Here is a 20,507-nt window from a genome sequence, read left to right as displayed (position 1 = left end):
AAACAACAATGCGCTGGAAAATCAGCCGTCATTTTCCCTCCGGGCTTGGCCTGAATTCTGGCCGGAGAGGCCATCACGATCCCAGAATCATCGATCTGCTCGCGATCGTCGCCCTGCTGGTGCTCGTGATCAGCTCCGGCTGGTATCTGGCGACGAGCTTCGCCACGCCGCCAAGCACGACAGCGTTCATCGTGCCGAGCCAGAATGTGCACTGGTAACTAACGGAACCAGAAGAAACGTCCGGACTGCGGCGGGATCGACTCCGGCGGGCGTAGCCGCTTCGGCCTCGGCGGCCTTGACGACGGCTCGGCGGACGAGGTGGTCTCCGCCGGCGCGATCTCGCCGCCCGGCACCTTCACCGACAGCAGCAAGTTCGACTCATGCGTCCGCCAGCGATAGCCCACGCCGAAATCGATCGGCTGGGCGCGCGTGAACAATTCGGCGTAGCGCTCCTGGTAGCGGCTTGCGAATTCATCGATCGGACCGAGATAGCGGCCGAACGGAAAGAACCGCCATTGCCGTGCATTGTAGTTCGCGAGCGGAATGCCGGAATCGTCCTGGATGATGGTGGCGCTGTTGGCGAGGAGCCAGTCGCGCACGAGGGTGAAATTGCCGGAATGCAGCAGATAGGACGCGCTCTTGAGCAGGCTGTTGCCGGGGCCCAGCGTCTCGCAGAATTTCAGGAGGCCAGCCGCGCGCGCACCGGAATTGGAAAGATCAGTCGAGAAATAATACAGCGTGCGCGCTTCCCCGTCGCTGCCGGCGAAGGTGATGCGGACGCCATGCGTCGCGTTGGGTCCCGGATTGTCGCCGGCCGTGTGAACCCCGCCCTTGTTGTCGAGCGCGATCATCTCGACATTGCGGATGGTCTTGCCGGAGCGCGCGAGGAAAACATAGAGGATCGGCAGCGTACCGTTGACCTGATTGGCGTGCAGGTCGACCTTCATCTGCTTGGTAATGAAGAAGGAAAAACTCAGGATCGAGCCGAGCGATCGCTCGACGTTGTAGAGCGCAGCGCCGATCGAGCTACGCGGCAGCCGCGTCAGGTCGGGCACCGCTCCCACCGGCTCCAGCGCGCCAAGCACGTAGGTGCTCGCCTTGGCATAGAAGGCATTGGCGTAGAGGAAGTCCGGGCCGCTGAACATGTAGAACATGGTTGGCCGCGGCGCGGCGAGATTGGCGTCGGCCCAATTGCGGATCTTCGAGAGCTGCCGCTGCTCGAGCTGGGCGAAAGCGCCGTCAAAAAATTTTGCATGACGCTGCCAGCCTGGATCCTTCGTGAGCGGCACCAGCGGCGAGTCCGCCGAAGGCTGCATGCCCGCAAGGAAGCGCGCAGTGTCGTCGAAGGTGACGTCGGCGGCGCGTGCGGACGAGACGGCCGCAGCCAGCAAGGCAAGAACGACGGCCGCAATTCTCAGGGGTCGGATCATGTCGATTCGCGATGTGGTGAAGCGGCAGCGGTCAGCGGCCGCCTGCGGAAGACGACATAAATCACCAGACCCGAGAGCATGACGAGCATCCCCGACAGCGACTGCACGGGCCGCTCGGTCAAGAGGTAGTACATCATGAACGCGGTCACGAGCAGGAAAACGAGCGGCGTGAACGGGTATCCCCAGGCGCGATAGGGCCGCGGCAAATCGGGATCGGTGATGCGGAGCTTGATGACGCCGGCGACGGTGAAGAACGAGCAGAACAGCAGCGCGAACTGGATGAAGTCGAGCACCGCCTCGAAGCTGCGCGTGAACAGCAGCAGGCTCGCGACGGCGAGCTGAAACAGGATGGCATACGCCGGCGCACCGTTCGCCGATCGTTGCGAGAACACGCGCAGCGCCGGAATGTCCTCGCCCATCGTCATCATCACCCGCGGGCCGATCCACATCATCGCGCTGATCGAGGAGATCAGACCGGCACAGATCATCGCGCCGACGATCCGGCCGCCGAGGCCGCCGAAGATGGCGCTGCCGGCGACGCTGGCAACGTCGAGCTGGCCCGCCAGCGCGCTGACCGGCGTCGAGTAGAGGAACACCGCGTTCAGCGCGACGTAGAGGACGAGCACGATCAGCGTGCCCACGAGCAATGCGCGCGGCAGGCTCCGCTGCGGCGTGGTCATCTCGCCGATGATGTAGGTCGCGGCATTCCAGCCCGAGAACGAGTACATCACGAAGACGAGCCCGATCGCGAAGGGCGCGCTGACGATGTGGGCGAGATCGCCCGGCTCCGGCGTGAAGGCGATCTGCTGCGGCACGCCGATGACGAAGCCGGCCACCAGGAAAGCGACGATCAGCACGACCTTCAAAATCGTCGAGATCAATTGGAACGTCGAGGAGTGCCTGACGCCGGTCAGTTGCACGAGCGAGACCAGCCACACCACGCCGATGGCGAGTGGAATCGGCGGCAGATCGTCCGCGACCGATTTGGCATATTCACCGAACGCCATCGCGGCGAGCGCGACTGGTGCCGCAAACCCCACCGTCGCCGAGACCCAGCCGGCGAGAAAGCCGAAGGCGGGATGGTAGGCGCGGCCGAGGAAATTGTACTCCCCGCTCGAGCGCGGAAACATCGCGCCCAACTCGCTGTAGGAGAACACCCCGCACAGCGCGACGATGCCGCCGACTGTCCAGAGCAGCAGGATCGAGAAGCCGGACGGGATGTCCTTGACCTGGAAGCCGAGGCTGGTGAAGACGCCGACCCCAATCATGTCGGCAATGACGATGGCGGTTGCGACCAGAACAGAGACGCCCGACCCGCTTTCGGTCAGCCGGCCAGTCCAGGGCGCGGTACCCGCATCTGATGCCGTCATCGGGGTTCTCAAGGCGTCACGCCTCATCGGGAGACATCGCGCAGATTGAATCCAGTCAATTCAAGCAGGGTTAACAAGGGTTAAATGAGGCAGACGTGACGGGTATGTTGACACCTTTCACGTCCGGTCTTGGGCGATAAAGCTGCACATCCCCCGAGAATCCCTTTTCCCTTCCCCACAATCACGACACGATTGCATGGTCCCTTTGACGGTTCCGGATGTGGGAAATTTCTCTGGACGCTTAACGTCACCTAAACGCCAGTCGGCTGAATTGATTTGAAATTGCCGATGGACGTGACTTGGGGTCATGGGTGGATGGTCGGGGCCGTTCCGAAACTGAGAGCTAATGCGCCTGCCGATCGGACGACGTCCGGCGCGCGCGGTCGTGTGCTCCGGGTCGGCCTGTTTTCAGCCCTGGTGCCGCTGTCGCTGACGCTGGTTCAATGCGGCAAGGCCCCCAATCCGGCGGCGCTCGCAGCGAACTCGCAGGCTAACGTGCAGGTGGTCGCAAAGACACATGCGCAGGTGGCAAGCGGCGACACGTTCGAGGATCGCTTCCCGGCCCCGCAGTTCAAGGAGCGTTTCCCCTCGGCGAGCGAGAGCTTGCTGCAACGGCAGATGTCGGACTTCTCGCCCAAGCGCGCCGTCCAGCAGCAGCCGCAGGCTGAGCAGGCGCCCTACAAGGTCGCTTCGCTCGAGCCGCAACTCCCCTACAAGCGCCCGCCCCGTGAGGACCTGACGACGCTCGTCAGCATGAAGTCGTCAGCTTTTCCCTATTTCGGCAACAACCCCGCCTCCGACGCACCCTTCCTCAACATCTCCAAGGGCGACCGCCGCGGCCACCGCAGCTATTCGGGGCGCGTCTACTGGCAGGACGAAACCTACAGCGACAGCCGCGTGCTGGTGCACGTCCCTGAGCATTTCGACGTCCGCAAGCCGGGCGTGATCGTGGTGTTCTTCCACGGCAATGGCGCCACGCTCGAGCGCGATGTGCGCGACCGGCAGCTAGTACCGAAGCAGATCACCGATTCCGGCGCCAATGTCGTCCTGCTTGCGCCGCAGATGGCGGTCGATGCCGCCGATTCCAGCGCCGGCAAATTCTGGCAGGCAGGCGGCTTCAAGCGCTTCATGGAGGAATCGGCCAACCACCTCGCCCGCCTGACCGGCGATCCCAACAGCGCGCGGGCCTTCGCCAACATGCCGATCGTGATCGTCGGCTATAGCGGCGGCTTCCTGCCGACGGCCTGGAGTCTGGAGGTCGGCGGCATCAGCGACCGCGTGCGCGGCGTCGTGCTGCTCGATGCCGTTTATGGCGAAATGGACAAGTTCGCGTCCTGGATCGAGAGCCACCGCTCCGGCTTCTTCGTCAGCGCCTACACCCGCTACACCGCGCGCCGCGACCGCGAGCTGATGAGCCTGCTGCGGCAGAAGGGCATCAGCGTCTCCGAGGACATGGACGGGCCATTGCGGCCCGGCAGCGTGGTGTTCGTCGAGACTGGCGAGGGCATCACCCATCGCGACTACGTGACGAGGGCCTGGACGCGGGATCCGCTCAAGGACGTGCTGGTGAAGATGTCGGCGACGCCCGCGCTTGCGCTCACGCGCGTGGCCTCTACCAATCCATCCGCATCGAGCCGCTAAACGGACGTGACCGTAAAGCCATCGAGGGGCCCGGTCTCTCGCTTAGGTTTTCGGCAGCTTCGGAATGCTCTCGGCAAAGCCGTTGAAGCAGGCCAGCCGCTCGTCCTCTTCCTTGAAGAAACGGCAGTCTGCGTAGCCCCTGGCCTTCGCCGGCTTCGGCTTCGGCGCCGGCGGGATCACGGCGTCGTAGCAGTTGAGGCGGTCCTTGGTGCCGTCGTCGATCTCGAGGCAGGCCTGGAGCCGGCTCGCGATCGATTGCGGCTTACCCTTCGCCGCCGCGGCGGGCTTGGCCGCAGCCTCTTTGGTCCCTTTGGGCTTGACCTGCACCAGCGGCTTGTCCCCCACCATCGGTGGCTTGTCGGCTTGCGCAAATGCGGAGGCTGAATAGAGCACCGCGGCAACCGCCAGAATCATCCTCATTTCAGTCAACTCTCTTTGGTCCCCATGCATGGCGTTCTAGCGCCCTCATGCTCGGTTTGCCAAGCACCTTGCACACAGGAAGCTGCGAGATTCAGGCTGTTGCGGCGGCAGCCCGCCGGGGCCTGGTCAGGACCACCAGCATCAGCGCCAGCACCACGAAACCGACCGCGACGAAGCCGAGCGTGTGCAGGAGCTCGCGGGCGAACAGTAATCCGCCGATGGCCGAGCCGACCGCCTGACCGATATAGAGGACGGACGTGTTGAGGGCGACGGTCGCCGATGCCAGTGATGGCGCGGCCGCGACCAGCCGCACCTGCTGCATCGAATTGGTGGAGGCAAAGCCAAGGCCCCAGACTGCGACCGCGCCCGCCATCAAGACAAGCGTGCCGGCGCCGAGCGCCCAGCCCGTGACCCCCGCAAGCAGCAGGCAGGTGAACAGTAGCGAAGTGCGATAAGGCCCCCAGGTATCGACGATGCGGGTCGCGATGGCGACGCCGAGGAAGCCGCAGACCCCGTACAGGGCAAACACGATGCCGATGGCATCGGGTCCGGCGCCGGTGAGCTTCTTGAGCAGCGGGCCCATGAAGGTGAACACCACGAACTGCCCGGACATTTGCAGCATGGTGATCGCGAGCAGGAGCAGGATGGTCCTGGTGCGGCCGACCTCGGCCCAGGTCTTGATGTCCACCGGCGCGCCTTTCAGGCCCGCCGGCAGGCGCAGCAGCAGCAGCAGGAAGCTGATGCAGCCGAGCGCGCCGATCTCGCCATAGGCGGCGCGCCAGCCATAGCGGCTGGCGATGAAGGTGATCAGCGGCAGGCCGACGGCGGCAGCGAGCGACCAGCCGAGGAAGATGTAGGCGATGGTGCTGCCGCGTCGCTCCACCGGCACGATCAGCGCCGCCGTGCCGGCAGCCTGCGGCGTATAGAGCGCGCCGATCGCGAGCATCACCAGACGGATTGCAAGGAGGCTCGCATAATCGGGTGCAAAGGCCGAGGCAAGATTGCCGAGAGCAAGCACGGCCAGTGTCGTCGTGAGCAGCGTCCGCCGTTCGATGCGACTGGTGAGCCACGCCGTCAGCGGCGAACCAATGCACAGCGTGATGGCGCCAAAGGTGATCAGGAGCCCGGCCGCATGGATGCTGACGTCGAGCCCGGTCGCCAATTCCGGCAGCATGCCCGCCGGTGCCAGCACCGAGCAGCCGGTGACGATGTTGCCGAGCATCAGAGCGGTTGGCGCGAAGCGGCGGACGGCAGGCGATCTTTCCATGCAAGTGCATGTAGAGCAGAGCTGCGGTCTGTTAAAGGGCACGGTCTGAAATAGTTGGTGCACCGTTCCGGCTTTTGCGCGCCACTTTCTTGGAATTGCCGGATTGCGCAGGCCGAATCGGCTGATATATCGCTCGTTCCCGCTTACCTGCGCTCGTTCGCAGGAGTGAGCCTCAGGAGTAAAGCAATGACCGACCAGCCCAAATCCGAGTCCGGCTTCCAGTACAGCCTCTCCAATCTGAAGCCCGCGACGCCCGCCCCCAGAGTCACCCTCACCTTCCCCGACGGCGCCCAGCGTCAGTTCGACAAGGGCATCACCGGCCTCGATATCGCCAAGGGCATTTCGCCGTCGCTGGCCAAGCGCACTGTGGCGATGGCACTCGACGGCACGCTCGCCGACCTCGACGACCCGATCGAGGCCGACGCCCGGATCGAATTCGTCAATCGCGATGATCCCCGCGCGCTCGAATTGATCCGCCACGACTGTGCGCACGTGCTGGCCGAAGCCGTGCAATCGCTGTGGCCGGGCACCCAGGTCACCATCGGCCCGGTGATCGAGAACGGTTTCTACTACGACTTCTTCCGTAACGAGCCGTTCACCCCGGAAGATTTTGCCGCGATCGAAAAGAAGATGCGCGAGATCATCGCGCGCGACAAACCTTTCACCAAGGAGGTTTGGGACCGCGAAAAGACCAAACAGGTGTTCCGCGACAAGGGCGAAGCCTTCAAGGTCGAGCTGGTCGACGCCATTCCCGGCAACGAGCCGATCAAGATCTACTACCAGGGCGACTGGTTCGATCTCTGCCGCGGCCCGCACATGACCTCGACCGGCAAGGTCGGCAATGCCTTCAAGCTGATGAAGGTCGCCGGCGCCTATTGGCGCGGCGACAGCAATAACCCGATGCTGACCCGCATTTACGGCACTGCCTTCGCCAAGCAGGAGGACCTCGACGCCTATCTCAAGCAGATCGAGGAGGCCGAGAAGCGCGATCATCGCAAGCTCGGACGCGAGCTCGACCTTTTCCATTTCCAGGAGGAAGGTCCGGGCGTCGTGTTCTGGCACCCGAAGGGCTGGACCATCTTCCAGCAGCTCATCGCCTATATGCGGCGACGCCTGACCGGCGACTACAGCGAGGTCAACGCGCCGCAGATCCTCGACAAGGTGCTGTGGGAGACCTCGGGCCATTGGGGCTGGTATCGCGAGAACATGTTCGCGGCGCAGTCGGCCGGCGACGAGGCCGAGGACAAGCGCTGGTTTGCGCTCAAGCCCATGAACTGCCCCGGTCACGTGCAGATTTTCAAGCACGGCCTGAAAAGCTATCGCGACCTGCCTTTGCGCCTTGCCGAGTTCGGCGTGGTGCATCGCTATGAGCCCTCCGGTGCCATGCACGGCTTGATGCGCGTGCGCGGCTTCACCCAGGACGATGCGCACATCTTCTGCACCGAGGATCAGCTCGCCGAGGAATGCCTGAAGATCAACGACCTGATCCTGTCGACCTACGCCGACTTCGGCTTCACCGGCGATCTCACCGTGAAGCTCTCGACCCGGCCGGAGAAACGCGTCGGCACCGACGCGATGTGGGATCACGCCGAGCGTGTGATGGCGACGGTGCTGCGCGAGATCCAGTCGCAGAACAACCACATCAAGACCGAGATCAATCCGGGCGAAGGCGCCTTCTACGGTCCGAAGTTCGAATATGTGCTGTGCGACGCCATCGGTCGCGATTGGCAGTGCGGCACCACCCAGGTCGACTTCAACCTGCCCGAGCGGTTCGGCGCGTTCTACATCGACCATGACGGCGGCAAGAAACCGCCGGTGATGGTGCACCGCGCGATTTGCGGCTCGATGGAACGCTATATCGGCATCCTGATCGAGCACTATGCCGGCAGCTTCCCGCTCTGGCTCTCGCCGGTCCAAGTGGTGGTCACCACCATCACCTCGGAAGCCGACGAATATGCCAAGCAGGTCCTCGAGCAGGCGCGGCGCGCAGGCCTTCGGGTCGAGATCGACCTGCGGAACGAAAAGATCAACTACAAGGTCCGCGAGCACTCGCTGGCCAAGATCCCGGCGCTGCTCGTGGTCGGCAAGAAGGAAGCCGAGACGCATTCGGTGTCGGTCCGCCGGCTCGGCAGCGACGGCCAGAAGGTGATGACGACGCAGGAGGCGATCGCCGCGCTGGTGCAGGAGGCAACGCCGCCGGACGTCGAGCGGGCGCGTGGCGCCGTCTGATCCCTGAAATCGATCTAAATTCGCTTCCGGTTGGGGGCGTGCATGCCTATCTCGGGTGTGCACGTCCGCCGACCAGTCAAGAGGATATCGCAGTGCCCGATGCAATCGAACTCCTGAAGACCCGCCGCTCGGTCAAGCCGCGCGAGATGACCGAGCCCGGCCCCTCCGCAGCCGAGCTCGAGACCATCCTCACCATCGGCGCGCGCGTGCCTGATCATGGCAAGCTGGCGCCCTGGCGCTTCATCATTTTCGAGGGCGATGCCCGCCAGCGCGCCGGCGAGGTGATCGCGAAGGTCTTCGCGCGGAAGAATCCAGGCGCGCCCGCCGCCGACATCGAGATCGAGCGCAAGCGCCTCACCGACGCGCCGCTGGTGATCGGCATCGTCAGCTTCACCAAGCCGCACCCGAAGGTGCCGGCCTTCGAGCAGGAATTGTCGGCGGGCGCCAGCGCCATGAACATCGTCACGGCCGCAACCGCGCTCGGCTACGGCGCCTGCTGGCTGACCGGCTGGTTCGCCTTCGATCGCGACGTGCTTGATGGCCTCGGCCTCAAGCCGGACGAAAAGCTCGCCGGCTTCGTCCATATCGGCACGCCGACCAAGCCGAGCGAAGACCGTCCGCGACCGTTCCTTTCGGAAATCGTGACGCGTTTTTAATCGATGTCTTGTTGACGCCCTTGGCGTGTTGCGGCTTTGATCCCGCCGAGGGAGGAAGCCCGGATGAGACGGCGTGAGTTTCTGGTCGGAGCCGCGGTGCTCGCCGGCTCGATGGCGCGAGGTCGCGCCGCCGACATCCCTTCCCCGTCGCCCGACGGACTCGATCGCATCACCGCATATTTCGATAACGAGGTGACAAGCGGCCGGCTGCCGGGCGCCGTCATCCTGGTCCAGCAGCACGGCAAGCCGGTCTATCTCAAAACGTTCGGCGTGCGCGACGTCCGGACCGGCCTTGGCATGACGCCCGACACGATCTTCGCCATTCACTCGATGACCAAGCCGATCACGTGCCTCGGCGCGATGATGCTGATCGACGAGGGCAAGCTCGCGCTCACCGACCCCGTGTCGAAATACGTCCCGCTCTTCGCCGACACCAAGGTGGGCCTCGAGATTACCAAGCCCGACGGCAAGCTGGAGCTCGATCTCGTGCCGCCGGTCCGTCCCGTCAACATCGAGGACCTGCTGCGGCACACCTCGGGCATCAGCTACGATTATATCGGCGGCAAATGGGTCGAGCAGGCCTACAAGGCCGCCAATATCTTCGAAGGTCAGTTCAACAACAGGGAGTTCGCCGATCGGATCGCGAAGCTGCCGCTGGCGCGGCAGCCGGGAACGTTGTGGCGCTACGGTCATTCCACCGACGTGCTCGGCGCCCTCATCGAGATCATTTCGGGCCAGACGCTGTACGAATTCCTGAAAGCACGCATCTTCGCTCCGCTCGGCATGAACAGCACCAAATTTGCGCTGGCGACGGAGTACGAGCTGGCGCGGATGGCTCGGCCACTGCCGAACGATTTCATCCTGCTCGCCGCCGAGCGCGAGCGCCTCGACCATCCCGAATGGCAGTCCGGCGGCGGCGGGCTGCTCTCGACCATCACCGATTATCAGCGCTTCGCGCAGATGCTGCTCAACGGCGGCCAGTTCGAGGGCAAGCGTTATCTGAGCCCGGCTGCGTTCAAGGCCATGACGACCGACCACATCGGACCCGGGTCCGGCGTCGGACGCGACTATTTCTATTTCCCGGGCGACGGCTTCGGCTATGGCTACGGTCTTGCGGTGCGCACCGATCCCGGCAACGCGAAACCGCCGCCGCCGGGCTCGATCGGCGAGTTGAAATGGGACAGTGGCAGCGGCACCTATTTCGGCGTCGATCCCAAGCTCGACATGGTCTACCTCATGATGCAGCAGACCCAGAACGAGCGCAGCCGCATCACACCCGCGTTCAAGGCACTGGTCTACGATTGCTATCCTCCGGATCTACGCCGCCCGTGAGGCGCGCTGGCCGAAATCGGCGAGCAGCTTTGCGATCTCGGCGCCGGGCCGCGCCGCGCTGAACAGGAAGCCTTGCACCTCGTTGCAGCCCTCGGCGCGCAGCCAGTCGAGCTGATCCTCGGTCTCGACGCCTTCCGCCGTGGTGGTGATGTTGAGACTGCGGCCGAGACCGGAGATCGCGCGCACGATCGCGCCGCAATCGGGCCGCTGCGCCAGATCCTTGATGAAGGAACGGTCGATCTTGATCTTGTCGAAGGGGAAGCTGCGGAGATAGCTGAGGCTGGAATAGCCCGTGCCGAAATCATCCATGGAGATGCCGACGCCGAGCTCGCGCAATTGATGCAGCGTGGCCAGATTGGCTTCGGTCTCCGCCAGGAAGATCGACTCGGTGATCTCGAGCTCGACCCGCCTCGGCGACAGGGCGGACTGCGCCAGAGCGGAGATCACGACCTGAACCAGGTTGCGGCCGCGGAATTGCGCCGGCGACAGATTGACCGCGACTTTGACGTCGACAGGCCATTTGACGGCTTCGGCGCAGGCCTCGCGCAACACCCATTCGCCAAGCTGGGTGATCAGGCCGATGTCCTCGGCGACCGGAATGAACTCGGCGGGCGAGATCATGCCCTTGTCCGGGTGCCGCCAGCGCAACAGCGACTCGAAGCCGGAGATGCGGTCGGACGCGATCGACACCAACGGCTGGTAGTGCAGCTCGAACTCGCCATTGGCAAAGGCGCGGCGCAGGTCGAGCTCCATGTCGCGGCGCTTCTGCGCCTGAAGGTCCATCTCGCGCTCGAAGAAATGGTGCACGCAGCCGCCGTCGGACTTCGCCCGGTACAGGGCCATGTCGGCGTTGCGCATCAATTCCTCCGACGTCGCGCCATCCCCCGGTGACAGCGCGATCCCGATGCTGGCGCCGATCACCATCTCCTGGCCGTCGATCTCATAGGGCGCCTTCAACATGTCGATCAGCAGGGTCGCGCAGGCGCTGGCCTCGTTCGGCGAGACGTCGGCCGCCAGGATGACGGCGAACTCGTCACCACCGAGCCTCGCCGCGAGATTGGCACCGCGAATCGCATTGGTCAGGCGTTCGGCTACTTGCTTGAGCAGGCGGTCGCCCGCCGGATGCCCGAAGGAATCGTTGATGTTCTTGAACAGGTCGAGATCGATGTAGAGCACGCCGACCCGCTTTCCGCCGGCCTGGTCGAGCGCCTGCTTCAGCCGCTCCTGGAAATATTCGCGGTTCGGCAGGTCCGTGAGCCCGTCGTGATGGGCCATGTGGGCGATCCGCCCCTCGGCCTTGCGCCGTTCGGTGATGTCGACCACCGCGACCAGATAGCCGTCGCGATCGTCGAAGGCGACGCGCCGGCCGAAGGTGAGCACCTCGATCTCGCTGCCGTCGGGGCGTAAGTGCCGCCAGTTGCGCGAGGAATGATAGGCATCGCCGACGCGCTCGAGCGCCTCGGCGTGGCTCTTCCACTCGTCCTCGGGCCAGATCTCGTGCAGCTTCATGCGCAGGAAGGTGGCGCGGCTGTAACCGTAATGCTGGACCGCGGCGTCATTGACGCCAAGGAATTGCTTAGTCTTTGCGTCGAACACCCACATCGGCATCGGGTTGTTGTCGAACAGCAGTCGGAACGAGGCGTCGCGCCGCTTCAACGCGGTGACGTCGGAGATCGTCAACGAGACCACGTCGGCGAAGGCGGTGGTGCCGAGGCGCAGGTGTCGTCCGTCGCTCTCGATCTCGAGCTGCTCGCAGCGGCCGCCCGAGACGGCCTTGAGCAGGAAGTCCATAATCTCGGGCGCGGCCAGCAGCGTGCCTGCCTCACTGACCCGCCCCCATAGCAGGCTTCCGGTCGCGGCCTTCAGCAGCGCGCTCGCACTCTTGTTGTGGTGCACGATCTGGAGATCGAACGGCTTGCCGCTTGCGTCGCGCAGCGTCGTCAGCGAGACGACCGCGTCATCGGTCGCGGAAAAAATTGCGTCGAGGAGATTATATTGCCCTCCCGCGCTCGTTGATGTAGGTGCCGACCAGCGTCGCGCTCCGGCGCGAGGCGGTCGGCAGCGCCAGTAGATCGTAGGTCCTGACCATGCCGTCGCGCACGCAATGCGCGCTCGCGTGATGCGGCCGCCCCGTTGCGAGCGCGATCGCGGCCGCTTCCGTCAGCGCCGTGGCGCAGTCGGGCGACAGCTCCGCGACGGGAATGCCCCAGCGCTCCTCGCAGAGCCATTTCTGCACGTAACGTCCGCTGCGCGACAGTTCGAGCGCGCCGTCACCTTTCAGCAGCGCGATATGGTCGGCGAGTCGTCCGAGGCTGCCGAGCATCACGTCCTCGTAACGCGGCAGCCGTTCGCCCGGCTTCAACGCGGCACGCCATTTGCGTTGAAGCACCGGGATGTCATCGAACATTTCGACGGCCGGTTTTCCCGGCACTTTCTTTGCGGCACTCATGGCAGTCCCCAACGCACTATCCGGGCGCATCCAATGCAGGTGCGCTTAACGGCGTGTAAAGAGCGCACAGGCGCAGGTTCCGTTCGGTGATTATGACAGTTTTAAGTCAGGTGTTGGTTAGTGGGCGTTAGAGACTATGACGGTTGCGCTTCTACGCATGCTGAGACGTGGACGCGGCGTCGCGCAACTGCATCAACGTCGGCATTGCGACCTCTAACGCCCAGCTCAATCGCAGACACACCTTCGCATCCTCGCGGCTTGTTCGCCCGAGCTCTGCTTCGATGCCTTGCCCTCTCATGAAAGAGGGCGCAGGGAAGACCGGGAGCCGGTTGGCTCCCACGGACCGCCATATGTTGGATGGCGCACGTTGACCCACGGCTTGGCGTTTCGCCCGGCGGGCAACGCAAGGTCTCGTAATCCGAATGAGCGAAGCGAGATCCGGGAATCTTGCCGTGCATCCCGAGTGTCGCTTCCGACTTCGCTCGCCGAGCTAGTGCGGACAAGCCGCTCACCCGGTTACGAATTCAGTGCAAAGCGCAGGTGTGCCGCTAGTCCTCGCTCGAGGCGGCGGAGCGGTCGTTCAAATGGGCCTGCGACAGCAGGAAGAACAGCGCGCGTTCGCCTTGATATTTGGCGGACGGGCGCGTGCGCTCGAACCCGTCCGCAAATATCTTGCCGGACTGGTCGCACACTTGCCATCGCCAGCCAAACCGCTTGCGCCTTGTTAGGACCACTTCGAACATGCCGACGGGCCGGGCCCCCTGCTCATTACCGATGGCGCAGGCGTCGATGATCTGCGCATCCGACTGCGACATATAACCCAGCAGGATGGAAAGAGAATAAAAATTGATGATCGGAATTGAGCATCGTCCACCGGTGCGGTGAACTCGCGCTTCGGGAATAAGGCGCTGATGGCGGTGTTGCTTCGCGCCTCGAGACGCTGCTTGGCCGCGCAGGCCCATGGATTCAAAACACAGGAGCGGCAACAGTGAGCGTCTGCTCACCTATCGCAGAGGTAACGGAAGATGGTGCGCTTGTGCGCCATGTGAGAAGCGGAGGATCTTCGAGGCGCGAAGCCCAGCATCCGGACCAGACCACCACCGGCGGGGCATCGCCGCCAGCATCACCGCGCGACGACCTCGACTTCGCCGTCGACGCCGTTCACGACGTTGAAGCCGCGCTCGTAGACCTTGCCCTCGTTCTTGGCGATGGCGCGGTATTCGCCTTCGGAGAGCACGACGCGCGGGAAGGCGCCGATCGATTCCTTGATGACGTCGCCGCCCGGGGTCAGCACCGACCAGGCGGTGTTGGCCAGCGCTTCCCCGCCCCTGTCGCTGACGAGCTTGAGCGTGATCACGGCAGCGCGGTGGGTGATGGTGACGTCGGTGAGCTTGCCGGCCTGGACGCGGATGTCGGAGCGCACCACAGAGTTGGCATCGCCATAGTTGGAGACGATGTAGTAGGTGCCCTCCGGTATCAGCACGACGTCGCCGGCGGCGACGTTCGGCACCAGGGAGGCCCGCTCGCCGGATTCGAACTGGCTGCCCTTGTAGATCGCGAACGAGATCTGGTTCTGCGGAATGCGGCTGGTGCCGACGCGGCCCTCGATGCGCAAGCCCCCGGCCGGCAGCACGAAGGATTCACGGTCGGTCTCCGCTTTCAGGCTGACGGTGCGCACCGCACTGACGAGGCCGAAGGCGACGTGCACGACGTAATTGCCCGGCGGCAGCACGATGTTGGGCGTGGCGTTGCGGTCCTCGCGGATCAGCTTGAAGGTGCCGTTCTCGTCGGGACGGTCGGCAAATACGCGCCAGACCAGGCCGCTGGTGATCGGAGGAGCATCCTTGCCGTATTTCGCGGTCAGCGACAGCACGCCCTGGCCGGGCACGGCGGCATTCAGCGGCGCCGCCGGCGGCACGGTCGTGACCGCGGGCGGCGGCATGCTGGGCGAAGCCGGCTGCATCAGGGTCGGCGGCAGGCTCAGCGGCCCGGCGCCTGCTCCCGAGGGCGGTGCCAGATTGATGGCGCCGCCGGGGTCCGGCACCGACGCAGGGGGCACCGGCGGCGGACGATCGGAAAAAAGCTGCGCTTGCGCCGCGTTTTGGCCAAGCGAGACCGGGCCGAAGGACGCAAGGCACGCCGCAAGGGTCAGCGCCGGCAGCAGCCGATCGCTGCGCCGCCATCTGATGATGCCGTCACCCCCGCGTGTCATGCCCCTGCTTTTCACTGAAAACGCGGCAAATTCAAGCCTCAGGAACCCGCTGGAATACGGTCATTTGGAACCCGGTTGACGCCTGCGTGATTAGTCTCGCAGCAACCGTCCATCGCCATACTCCTGCCCTGTGCCCTTCCCAAAGCGGCATAAACCATGCTCTGCCCCGGTTCTGGCGGAGCGCCAGTGCGGTGCTTAGTCTAGTGATACGGGCCTGGCCCCGGCGTAGGGGAGTTTTTCAGTGCTGGACATCTTGAAGGGCCGGGGTGCGAACGGCTCGAATAGCGAGAAAGTCGGCTTGGGCAGCATCCGCCGGCCGGTCATCGGCCTTGCCCTCGGCGGCGGCGCGGCGCGCGGCTTCGCCCATATCGGCATCATCCGGACTCTGCTCGCCAACGGCATCGCGCCTGACGTCGTGGTCGGCACCTCGATCGGCGCGGTGGTCGGTGGCCTCTATGCGGCCGGCCAGCTCGATACGCTGGAAGAATGGGGCCGCAGCCTGCAAGGCATGCGCAACATCCTCGGCTATCTCGACATCCGCCTCAACGGCTCAGGCCTGATCGGCGGCGAGAAGCTGGCGACCCGGCTCGAGGAAGCGTGCGGTCGGACCCTGATCGAGGATCTCCCGATCAAGTTCGCGGCGGTCGCCACCGAGGTCCGCACCGGCCACGAGATCTGGCTGACGCGCGGCCGCGTGGTCGACGCGATGCGCGCCTCCTATGCGCTGCCCGGCATCTTCTCTCCCGTCCTGATCGGCGACCGCTGGCTGGTCGACGGCGCGCTGGTGAATCCGGTACCGGTCTCGGCGGCACGGGCGCTCGGCGCCGAAATCGTTATCGCGGCAAATCTTTCCAGCGATATCTTCACCTATTCGACGACGGTCTATTCCCACGGCGCGATGCCCGAACCGGTCGTGCCCGTGCCTGAGGAGACAACGTCAAAACGGCGCTTCCCGCGATTCTTCTCGCCTGAGAAAACGGTGAAGCGCGAGTTTTTCGGCGCAAGCAGCAGCCGCCCCGGCCTTTCGTCGGTGATGGTCGACGCCTTCAACATCATGCAGGACCGCATCACCCGCGCCCGCCTCGCCGGCGATCCACCTGATATGCTGATCACGCCGCGGGTCGGCCATTTCGGCTGGTTCGACTTCCACCGTGCCGATGACCTCATCGCCTTGGGCACCCGCGCCGCCGAGCGTGCGTTGGACTCCATTCAGGAAGCGATCCACGTGCTGGCGCCGCCGCCCGAAGGCGCGGCGCCCAAGATCAGCGAGTAAAGCCGCTCAAGCCGTCTTGATGTAGTCGCGCAGGGCTTCTTGCTCGGCCTCGTATTCCTGGACGCGGCGCTTGACGATGTCGCCGATCGAGATCAGGCCCACCACCTTGCCATTGTCGATCACGGGCAGATGGCGGAACTTGCCTGTGGTCATTATCTCCATGAGTTCGGCGACTGTGTCGGTCTCCTTGCAGGTCACCACCTTGCGGGTCATGACCTGAGCGACCGGCTCATCCAGCACGCCGGCGCCGCGTTCGCCGAGCACGCGCACGATGTCGCGCTCGGACAGGATGCCTTCGAGCCGGCTCTGGTTCATCACCAGCACCGCGCCGATCTTCTTCTCACCGAGCAGCTTGATCGCGGCCGACAGCTTGGCGTCGGGCTCGACGCTCACGATCTGGTGGCCCTTGGTATTGAGAATGGAACGTACCGTCATTGTCGCCTCCCTGAATCGGAGCCGTCCGCCCTTTGGCGATCCGGAACTTGTTCGCGAGTCTTCAACTAACAGTTTCAGCTCCGGTTTCACGCTCGGGCGCCTTGCGAAGCATTGCCTTATTACCGTCTGAGCATGATCTCGCCGGAAACCGCTAACGCTTTTCCGGATCATGCTCGATCAGCTTGCAGCTTCGGAACATTCTTCTCGGGAATGATGGATGAATTCGGGCCGCGCCGCAAGCGCCGCTTCAAATACGGTCTGAGACGTCCCGTGATGACGCATCCGCAGCATCGCTTCGCATGCGCGGCACCGGATCGAACAGCGCAAACAGCAGCAGTCCCGCGAAGAAACCGCCGATATGGGCCTGCCAGGCCACGCTCGTGGTCTCGGCATCGATGCCAATTGCGCCAACGCCGAAGATGATGTTGACGCCGAACCAAACGCTGAGGAAACCGACCACCCGTCCGTCGCGCAACGCGCGCGACAGCGGCAGCGCCGGAACCTTTGCGGCGGTATCGGCGTCCGAACGGCTGAACGACAGGAAACTGCCGCGGGCGAACGCGAAGCGGATCGCCGCCGCCATCGCCCCCGACACCGAGGCCGACGCGCCGATCATCGGCGCCACCGCATGCTCATGGGTGACGAGATGGGCGAGCGCGCCGGCCGCCGCCGTCACTGCCATGAACACGAAGAACCTGATGGCGCCAAAGCGCCGCGCCAGCGCGCTGCCGAACGGCAGCAGCCACAGCACGTTGAAGCCGAGATGGGTCAAATTGGCGTGCAGCAGCGAATAGGTGACGAAGGTCCAGACCTTCGCACCCGCCCCGCCCGGAATCTGCAGATTGAGCAGCGAGGAATCGTAGCGCTTCGGGATGAAGCCGAAGACGTCGATGGTCCAGTTTTCGATCTCCGGCGGCAGCAGCACCCGCAGATGGATCAGCGCCAGCAGGGCGATATAGCCGGTCAGCGCCGCGGGCAGCGTCAGGATCGGCTCGCGCGAAGCCTCCTCAACGGCGGCCGGCACGTCCGGTTGAGAACCTTGCGGAAAATCTTGCGGGGAATCCAAGGCAGCTTCGCTTTCAGCGCGATCGGAGCGGTGCTTGGAGATAGTCGCCTTTGCCGGCCTTGCGCAAGTGCACAAAAGGAAATGGGAGGGCCCTGGGAAAGCCCTCCCTGTCCGTGCTGTCGGCCTTCCGGTACCTTCCGGGAATAAGGTGTGTCCCCACCCCTCCCGGCGGCCCGCGACCAAACTGTTTGACGCCCTGTGTACAAGCCTCGCCGAGAACCTGGAGAAAGCGGCGAGGCTTGCGACCGCGATCACCTTAGCAGGCAGGCTGGCGGTGGAAAGCGCATAGTTAATTTAACGTTAACAACGCAAAGACTGCCGCCGAGGAGCTGAAAACACCGCCGCGGCATGGACGCTGCAGATCCCCTCCTGCACAACAACGAAAGGGATCGCGGGTGCACTGAAGCGGGACAGGTTTGTCCCGGGAGGTTGCGCCCCGGATAAGCGTCAGTCATGAAACATCCGTCGAGCCGCGAGTTCTTCGCGTATTGGGACAACAAGCGCGGCGCAGCACGGGCCCCCGATCGGGCCGACATCGATCCGGCCGCCGTCCGCGACCTGCTCGGCGACATCTTCGTGCTGTCCTGCGAGCAGAAGCTCGGCTTCCCGTTCCGCGTCGCCGGCACGCGCGTCTGTGCGCTCGCCGGGGGCGATCTCAAGGACCGGAGCTTTGCGGCGCTGTTCACGCAAGCCAGCCGCGGCGAGATCGAGGAGATCACCACGATCGTCGCCGACGAGACGTTGGGTGCGATTGCCGGTGTCACGGCTCAACGCGAAAACGGCAGCAAGGCGCATCTCGAGCTGCTGCTGCTGCCCTTCAATGCCCGCCCGCATACGCCTGTCAGCGTGACCGGCGTGCTCGCACCGTTCGACGATGAATGCGGGGTGCTCGGTGCCTTCACCCTCACCTCCTGGCGCTATCTGCATCAGCCGGAGAAACTGCTGCCGCGTGCGATCCGCAAATTGCAGATCGCTCGCGGGCTGATGGTGTATGAGGGGCTGCGGTAGACTTCGAAAGCTCCTGCGCAGGTGCCGATCGCGCGATGGATCGTCGCGCGCGGCATGACCGTTTTTGCCGGATTTGCGTCATTCCCGAAGTCGTCCCGACCGGATAGTTTCCGCGCCGCGTGAGATGACGAGCGGGTGACATCATCATGAGCTGGCGCATTCTGGCATGGACCCTCCTTGGCAGCGTGGCATTGCTGGTGGCGATCGGCGGAACGTGGCTGCTCCTGCTGCCAGGCGCGCCGGCATCGGGAACCGCGCCTGCAATCTCCAAAGACGAAGCCGAGGCGACGCTGGCCGCGCTGAAACCGCCGAAGCGACAGCGCCCCCTGATCGCCATCGTCGGCATCAACGACATGAGCGAGACCACCGACTATCTGATGCCCTACGGCATCCTCGCGCGGGCGGACATCGCCGACGTCCTCACCCTGGCGACGCAGCCGAGACCGGTCACGCTCTATCCCGCACTCAGGGTGCAGCCCCATGCGACCATCGCCGAGTTCGACGCCGCGCATCCCGACGGCGCCGATTACGTCATCGTGCCCGCGATGAGCCGCGACGACGACACAGTCGTCCTGCAGTGGATCAGGAGCCAGGCCGGCAAGGGCGCGATCGTGATCGGCGTCTGCGTCGGCGCCACGGTCGTTGCCAACACCGGGCTGCTCGACGGCAAGAGAGCCACGACGCATTGGTATTCGGTGCGCGATCTGCAGAAGCATTCGACGATCCGCTATACGGCGGACCGCAGGCTGGTCGTCGACCGGGGCGTCGCAACGACCACCGGCATCACCGCATCCATGCCGATGGCCCTCACCTTGATCGAGGCCATTGCCGGTCGCGCCAAGGCCGAGGCGGTCGCCCGCGACATCGGCCTTGCGGCCTGGGATGCGCGCCACCGCAGCGACGCGTTCAGCTTCACGCGCCCGTTCGCACTGACGGCGATCGCGAACACGCTCGCCTTCTGGAAGCGCGAGCAGCTCGGTATCGCACTGACGCCAGGTGTCGACGAGGTCTCGCTCGCACTGGTCGCCGATGCATGGTCGCGGACCTATCGCTCACGCGCCCTCACCTTCGCCGCCACGGCAGAGGCGCGCACGAGCCGCGGAGGCCTTGGCATCCTGCCGGACCGGATCGCGGACGATTGGCCTGCGCAGCAGACGCTGCCGGCAGCCGGCACCTCGCCGCCGGCACAGGCGCTGGATGAAACGCTGCGTGCGATCGATGCACGCTACGGATCGCGCACCGCCGACTTCGTGGCGATGCAGCTGGAATATCCGAAGCTGGATTGATCCCAGCGCGATCTCGCTGCAACGTGACGTCCTCCCCGCTCGCGGCTCACGCGGGCGTGAACCCACCCGCTCGAACCGGTTTCAACCAGCCTCCGTCGAAGAACCGTGCGGGCCGTTCTGGTCTCGCCGAACCGAGGCTGGAGAATTTCCATGAAACTCACATTGCCGAAAGTTGCTTTGATTGCCTTCGTTGCGGCGACCGCGTTCACCGCGACCAGCGCCAACGCCGCGCAGTACCGCACATACGGCTGCGAGTTCGCCTTGTTCGAGGGCTGTGGCAGCCTGATCGAGATGCCGAACCAGGGCGGACGACGCGTCGTCACCCATCGCGACACCTCGCCGACTTACATGAAGCAGAGCGATCCTCGCTATAGCTCCGCGATGCGTGATGCCGGTGGCGGTGGCGGCGGCGGTGGTGGTGGTGGCGGTGGTG

Annotated in this window: 17 protein-coding genes and 1 pseudogene; 9 read left to right on the top strand and 9 right to left on the bottom strand. The window is 64.6% G+C overall.

Features of this window, described 5'->3' with window-relative positions; translation table 11 throughout:
- Nucleotides 1-8 precede the first annotated feature (8 nt).
- Entirely contained in the window at nt 9-218 is a 210-nt protein-coding gene (locus tag IVB12_RS10270) for a hypothetical protein (protein ID WP_247298436.1), read from the top strand.
- Here IVB12_RS10270 and IVB12_RS10265 read toward each other — a convergent pair whose 3' ends face one another.
- Together IVB12_RS10265 and IVB12_RS10260 are read right to left on the bottom strand one after the other, a co-directional pair.
- Nucleotides 219-1,430: a hypothetical protein gene (locus tag IVB12_RS10265; RefSeq protein WP_247298431.1), complete on the bottom strand. Its 1,212-nt coding sequence runs from the start codon at nt 1,428-1,430 to the stop codon at nt 219-221. It abuts the gene before it with no gap.
- Nucleotides 1,427-2,800 carry an amino acid permease gene (locus IVB12_RS10260; RefSeq protein WP_247298428.1) on the bottom strand — a complete coding sequence of 458 codons (1,374 nt, stop codon included), beginning with the start codon at nt 2,798-2,800 and terminating at the stop codon, nt 1,427-1,429. The genes IVB12_RS10265 and IVB12_RS10260 overlap by 4 nt, the downstream gene beginning before the upstream one ends.
- A gap of 315 nt (nt 2,801-3,115) precedes the next feature.
- Between IVB12_RS10260 and IVB12_RS10255 the strand changes: the two genes are divergently transcribed.
- Nucleotides 3,116-4,441 (top strand): alpha/beta hydrolase, encoded by a 1,326-nt coding sequence (locus IVB12_RS10255; protein ID WP_247298484.1) that lies wholly within the window; start codon nt 3,116-3,118, stop codon nt 4,439-4,441.
- A 42-nt stretch (nt 4,442-4,483) separates the two neighbouring features.
- On the opposite strand, the gene IVB12_RS10250 is transcribed toward IVB12_RS10255, so the two are convergent.
- Both IVB12_RS10250 and IVB12_RS10245 read right to left on the bottom strand, forming a co-directional pair.
- On the bottom strand, nt 4,484-4,861 hold the full coding sequence (locus IVB12_RS10250; RefSeq protein WP_247298426.1) for a hypothetical protein: 378 nt from the start codon (nt 4,859-4,861) through the stop codon (nt 4,484-4,486).
- Between the two features lie 91 nt (nt 4,862-4,952).
- Nucleotides 4,953-6,128, bottom strand: coding sequence for an MFS transporter (locus tag IVB12_RS10245; protein WP_247298424.1), 1,176 nt, complete (start codon nt 6,126-6,128; stop codon nt 4,953-4,955).
- A gap of 186 nt (nt 6,129-6,314) precedes the next feature.
- On the opposite strand from IVB12_RS10245, the gene thrS reads away from it, so the two are divergent.
- The 3 genes from thrS (at nt 6,315) to IVB12_RS10230 (ending at nt 10,345) form a co-directional block, all read left to right on the top strand.
- Entirely contained in the window at nt 6,315-8,357 is a 2,043-nt protein-coding gene (gene thrS, locus IVB12_RS10240; RefSeq protein WP_247298421.1) for a threonine--tRNA ligase, read from the top strand.
- A 92-nt stretch (nt 8,358-8,449) separates the two neighbouring features.
- Entirely contained in the window at nt 8,450-9,013 is a 564-nt protein-coding gene (locus IVB12_RS10235; RefSeq protein WP_247298418.1) for a nitroreductase, read from the top strand.
- 63 nt (nt 9,014-9,076) lie between these two features.
- Entirely contained in the window at nt 9,077-10,345 is a 1,269-nt protein-coding gene (locus IVB12_RS10230; protein ID WP_247298416.1) for a serine hydrolase domain-containing protein, read from the top strand.
- Here IVB12_RS10230 and IVB12_RS10225 read toward each other — a convergent pair.
- The 3 genes and pseudogenes from IVB12_RS10225 to IVB12_RS10215 form a co-directional block, all read right to left on the bottom strand.
- A pseudogene (locus IVB12_RS10225) lies at nt 10,331-12,794 on the bottom strand (EAL domain-containing protein). The gene IVB12_RS10230 and the pseudogene IVB12_RS10225 sit on opposite strands and share 15 nt — an antisense overlap.
- Nucleotides 12,795-13,342: 548 nt before the next feature.
- A complete protein-coding gene (locus IVB12_RS10220) occupies nt 13,343-13,780 on the bottom strand; it encodes a hypothetical protein (RefSeq protein ID WP_247298413.1) in 438 nt (145 codons plus the stop codon).
- A 137-nt stretch (nt 13,781-13,917) separates the two neighbouring features.
- Nucleotides 13,918-15,006: a hypothetical protein gene (locus IVB12_RS10215; protein ID WP_247298410.1), complete on the bottom strand. Its 1,089-nt coding sequence runs from the start codon at nt 15,004-15,006 to the stop codon at nt 13,918-13,920.
- A 241-nt stretch (nt 15,007-15,247) separates the two neighbouring features.
- On the opposite strand from IVB12_RS10215, the gene IVB12_RS10210 reads away from it, so the two are divergent.
- Nucleotides 15,248-16,279, top strand: a complete 1,032-nt coding sequence (locus IVB12_RS10210) for a patatin-like phospholipase family protein (protein ID WP_247280043.1) — start codon at nt 15,248-15,250, stop codon at nt 16,277-16,279.
- A 6-nt stretch (nt 16,280-16,285) separates the two neighbouring features.
- Here the strand turns inward: IVB12_RS10210 and IVB12_RS10205 are convergent, their stop codons facing one another.
- Both IVB12_RS10205 and IVB12_RS10200 read right to left on the bottom strand, forming a co-directional pair.
- Nucleotides 16,286-16,714 (bottom strand): CBS domain-containing protein, encoded by a 429-nt coding sequence (locus IVB12_RS10205; RefSeq protein WP_247298407.1) that lies wholly within the window; start codon nt 16,712-16,714, stop codon nt 16,286-16,288.
- A gap of 247 nt (nt 16,715-16,961) precedes the next feature.
- Nucleotides 16,962-17,780 (bottom strand): rhomboid family intramembrane serine protease, encoded by an 819-nt coding sequence (locus IVB12_RS10200; protein ID WP_247298404.1) that lies wholly within the window; start codon nt 17,778-17,780, stop codon nt 16,962-16,964.
- Nucleotides 17,781-18,233: 453 nt separating this feature from the next.
- On the opposite strand from IVB12_RS10200, the gene IVB12_RS10195 reads away from it, so the two are divergent.
- The 3 genes from IVB12_RS10195 to IVB12_RS10185 all read left to right on the top strand — a co-directional run.
- Nucleotides 18,234-18,788 carry a PAS domain-containing protein gene (locus IVB12_RS10195; protein ID WP_247280046.1) on the top strand — a complete coding sequence of 185 codons (555 nt, stop codon included), beginning with the start codon at nt 18,234-18,236 and terminating at the stop codon, nt 18,786-18,788.
- A gap of 146 nt (nt 18,789-18,934) precedes the next feature.
- Complete coding sequence (locus IVB12_RS10190) at nt 18,935-20,074, top strand: DJ-1/PfpI family protein (protein WP_247298401.1); 1,140 nt, start codon at nt 18,935-18,937, stop codon at nt 20,072-20,074.
- Between the two features lie 150 nt (nt 20,075-20,224).
- Nucleotides 20,225-20,507: hypothetical protein (locus tag IVB12_RS10185; RefSeq protein ID WP_247298399.1), on the top strand; the 283-nt coding region annotated here is incomplete at its 3' end.

The organism is Bradyrhizobium sp. 179, from assembly GCF_023073535.1.
Lineage (GTDB): Bacteria > Pseudomonadota > Alphaproteobacteria > Rhizobiales > Xanthobacteraceae > Bradyrhizobium.
The sequence above is the reverse complement of the archived record's forward strand: the minus strand, read 5'-3'. Positions and strand labels throughout refer to the sequence as shown.

Coding starts and splice junctions, on each gene's coding strand:
- IVB12_RS10270 (WP_247298436.1), top strand. CDS start 9: ATGCGCTGGAAAATCAGCCGTCATTTTCCCTCCGGGCTTGGCCTGAAT.
- IVB12_RS10215 (WP_247298410.1), bottom strand. CDS start 15,006: ATGACACGCGGGGGTGACGGCATCATCAGATGGCGGCGCAGCGATCGG.
- IVB12_RS10230 (WP_247298416.1), top strand. CDS start 9,077: ATGAGACGGCGTGAGTTTCTGGTCGGAGCCGCGGTGCTCGCCGGCTCG.
- thrS (WP_247298421.1), top strand. CDS start 6,315: ATGACCGACCAGCCCAAATCCGAGTCCGGCTTCCAGTACAGCCTCTCC.
- IVB12_RS10260 (WP_247298428.1), bottom strand. CDS start 2,800: ATGACGGCATCAGATGCGGGTACCGCGCCCTGGACTGGCCGGCTGACC.
- IVB12_RS10250 (WP_247298426.1), bottom strand. CDS start 4,861: ATGAGGATGATTCTGGCGGTTGCCGCGGTGCTCTATTCAGCCTCCGCA.
- IVB12_RS10255 (WP_247298484.1), top strand. CDS start 3,116: ATGGTCGGGGCCGTTCCGAAACTGAGAGCTAATGCGCCTGCCGATCGG.
- IVB12_RS10195 (WP_247280046.1), top strand. CDS start 18,234: ATGAAACATCCGTCGAGCCGCGAGTTCTTCGCGTATTGGGACAACAAG.
- IVB12_RS10245 (WP_247298424.1), bottom strand. CDS start 6,128: ATGGAAAGATCGCCTGCCGTCCGCCGCTTCGCGCCAACCGCTCTGATG.
- IVB12_RS10265 (WP_247298431.1), bottom strand. CDS start 1,430: ATGATCCGACCCCTGAGAATTGCGGCCGTCGTTCTTGCCTTGCTGGCT.
- IVB12_RS10205 (WP_247298407.1), bottom strand. CDS start 16,714: ATGACGGTACGTTCCATTCTCAATACCAAGGGCCACCAGATCGTGAGC.
- IVB12_RS10190 (WP_247298401.1), top strand. CDS start 18,935: ATGAGCTGGCGCATTCTGGCATGGACCCTCCTTGGCAGCGTGGCATTG.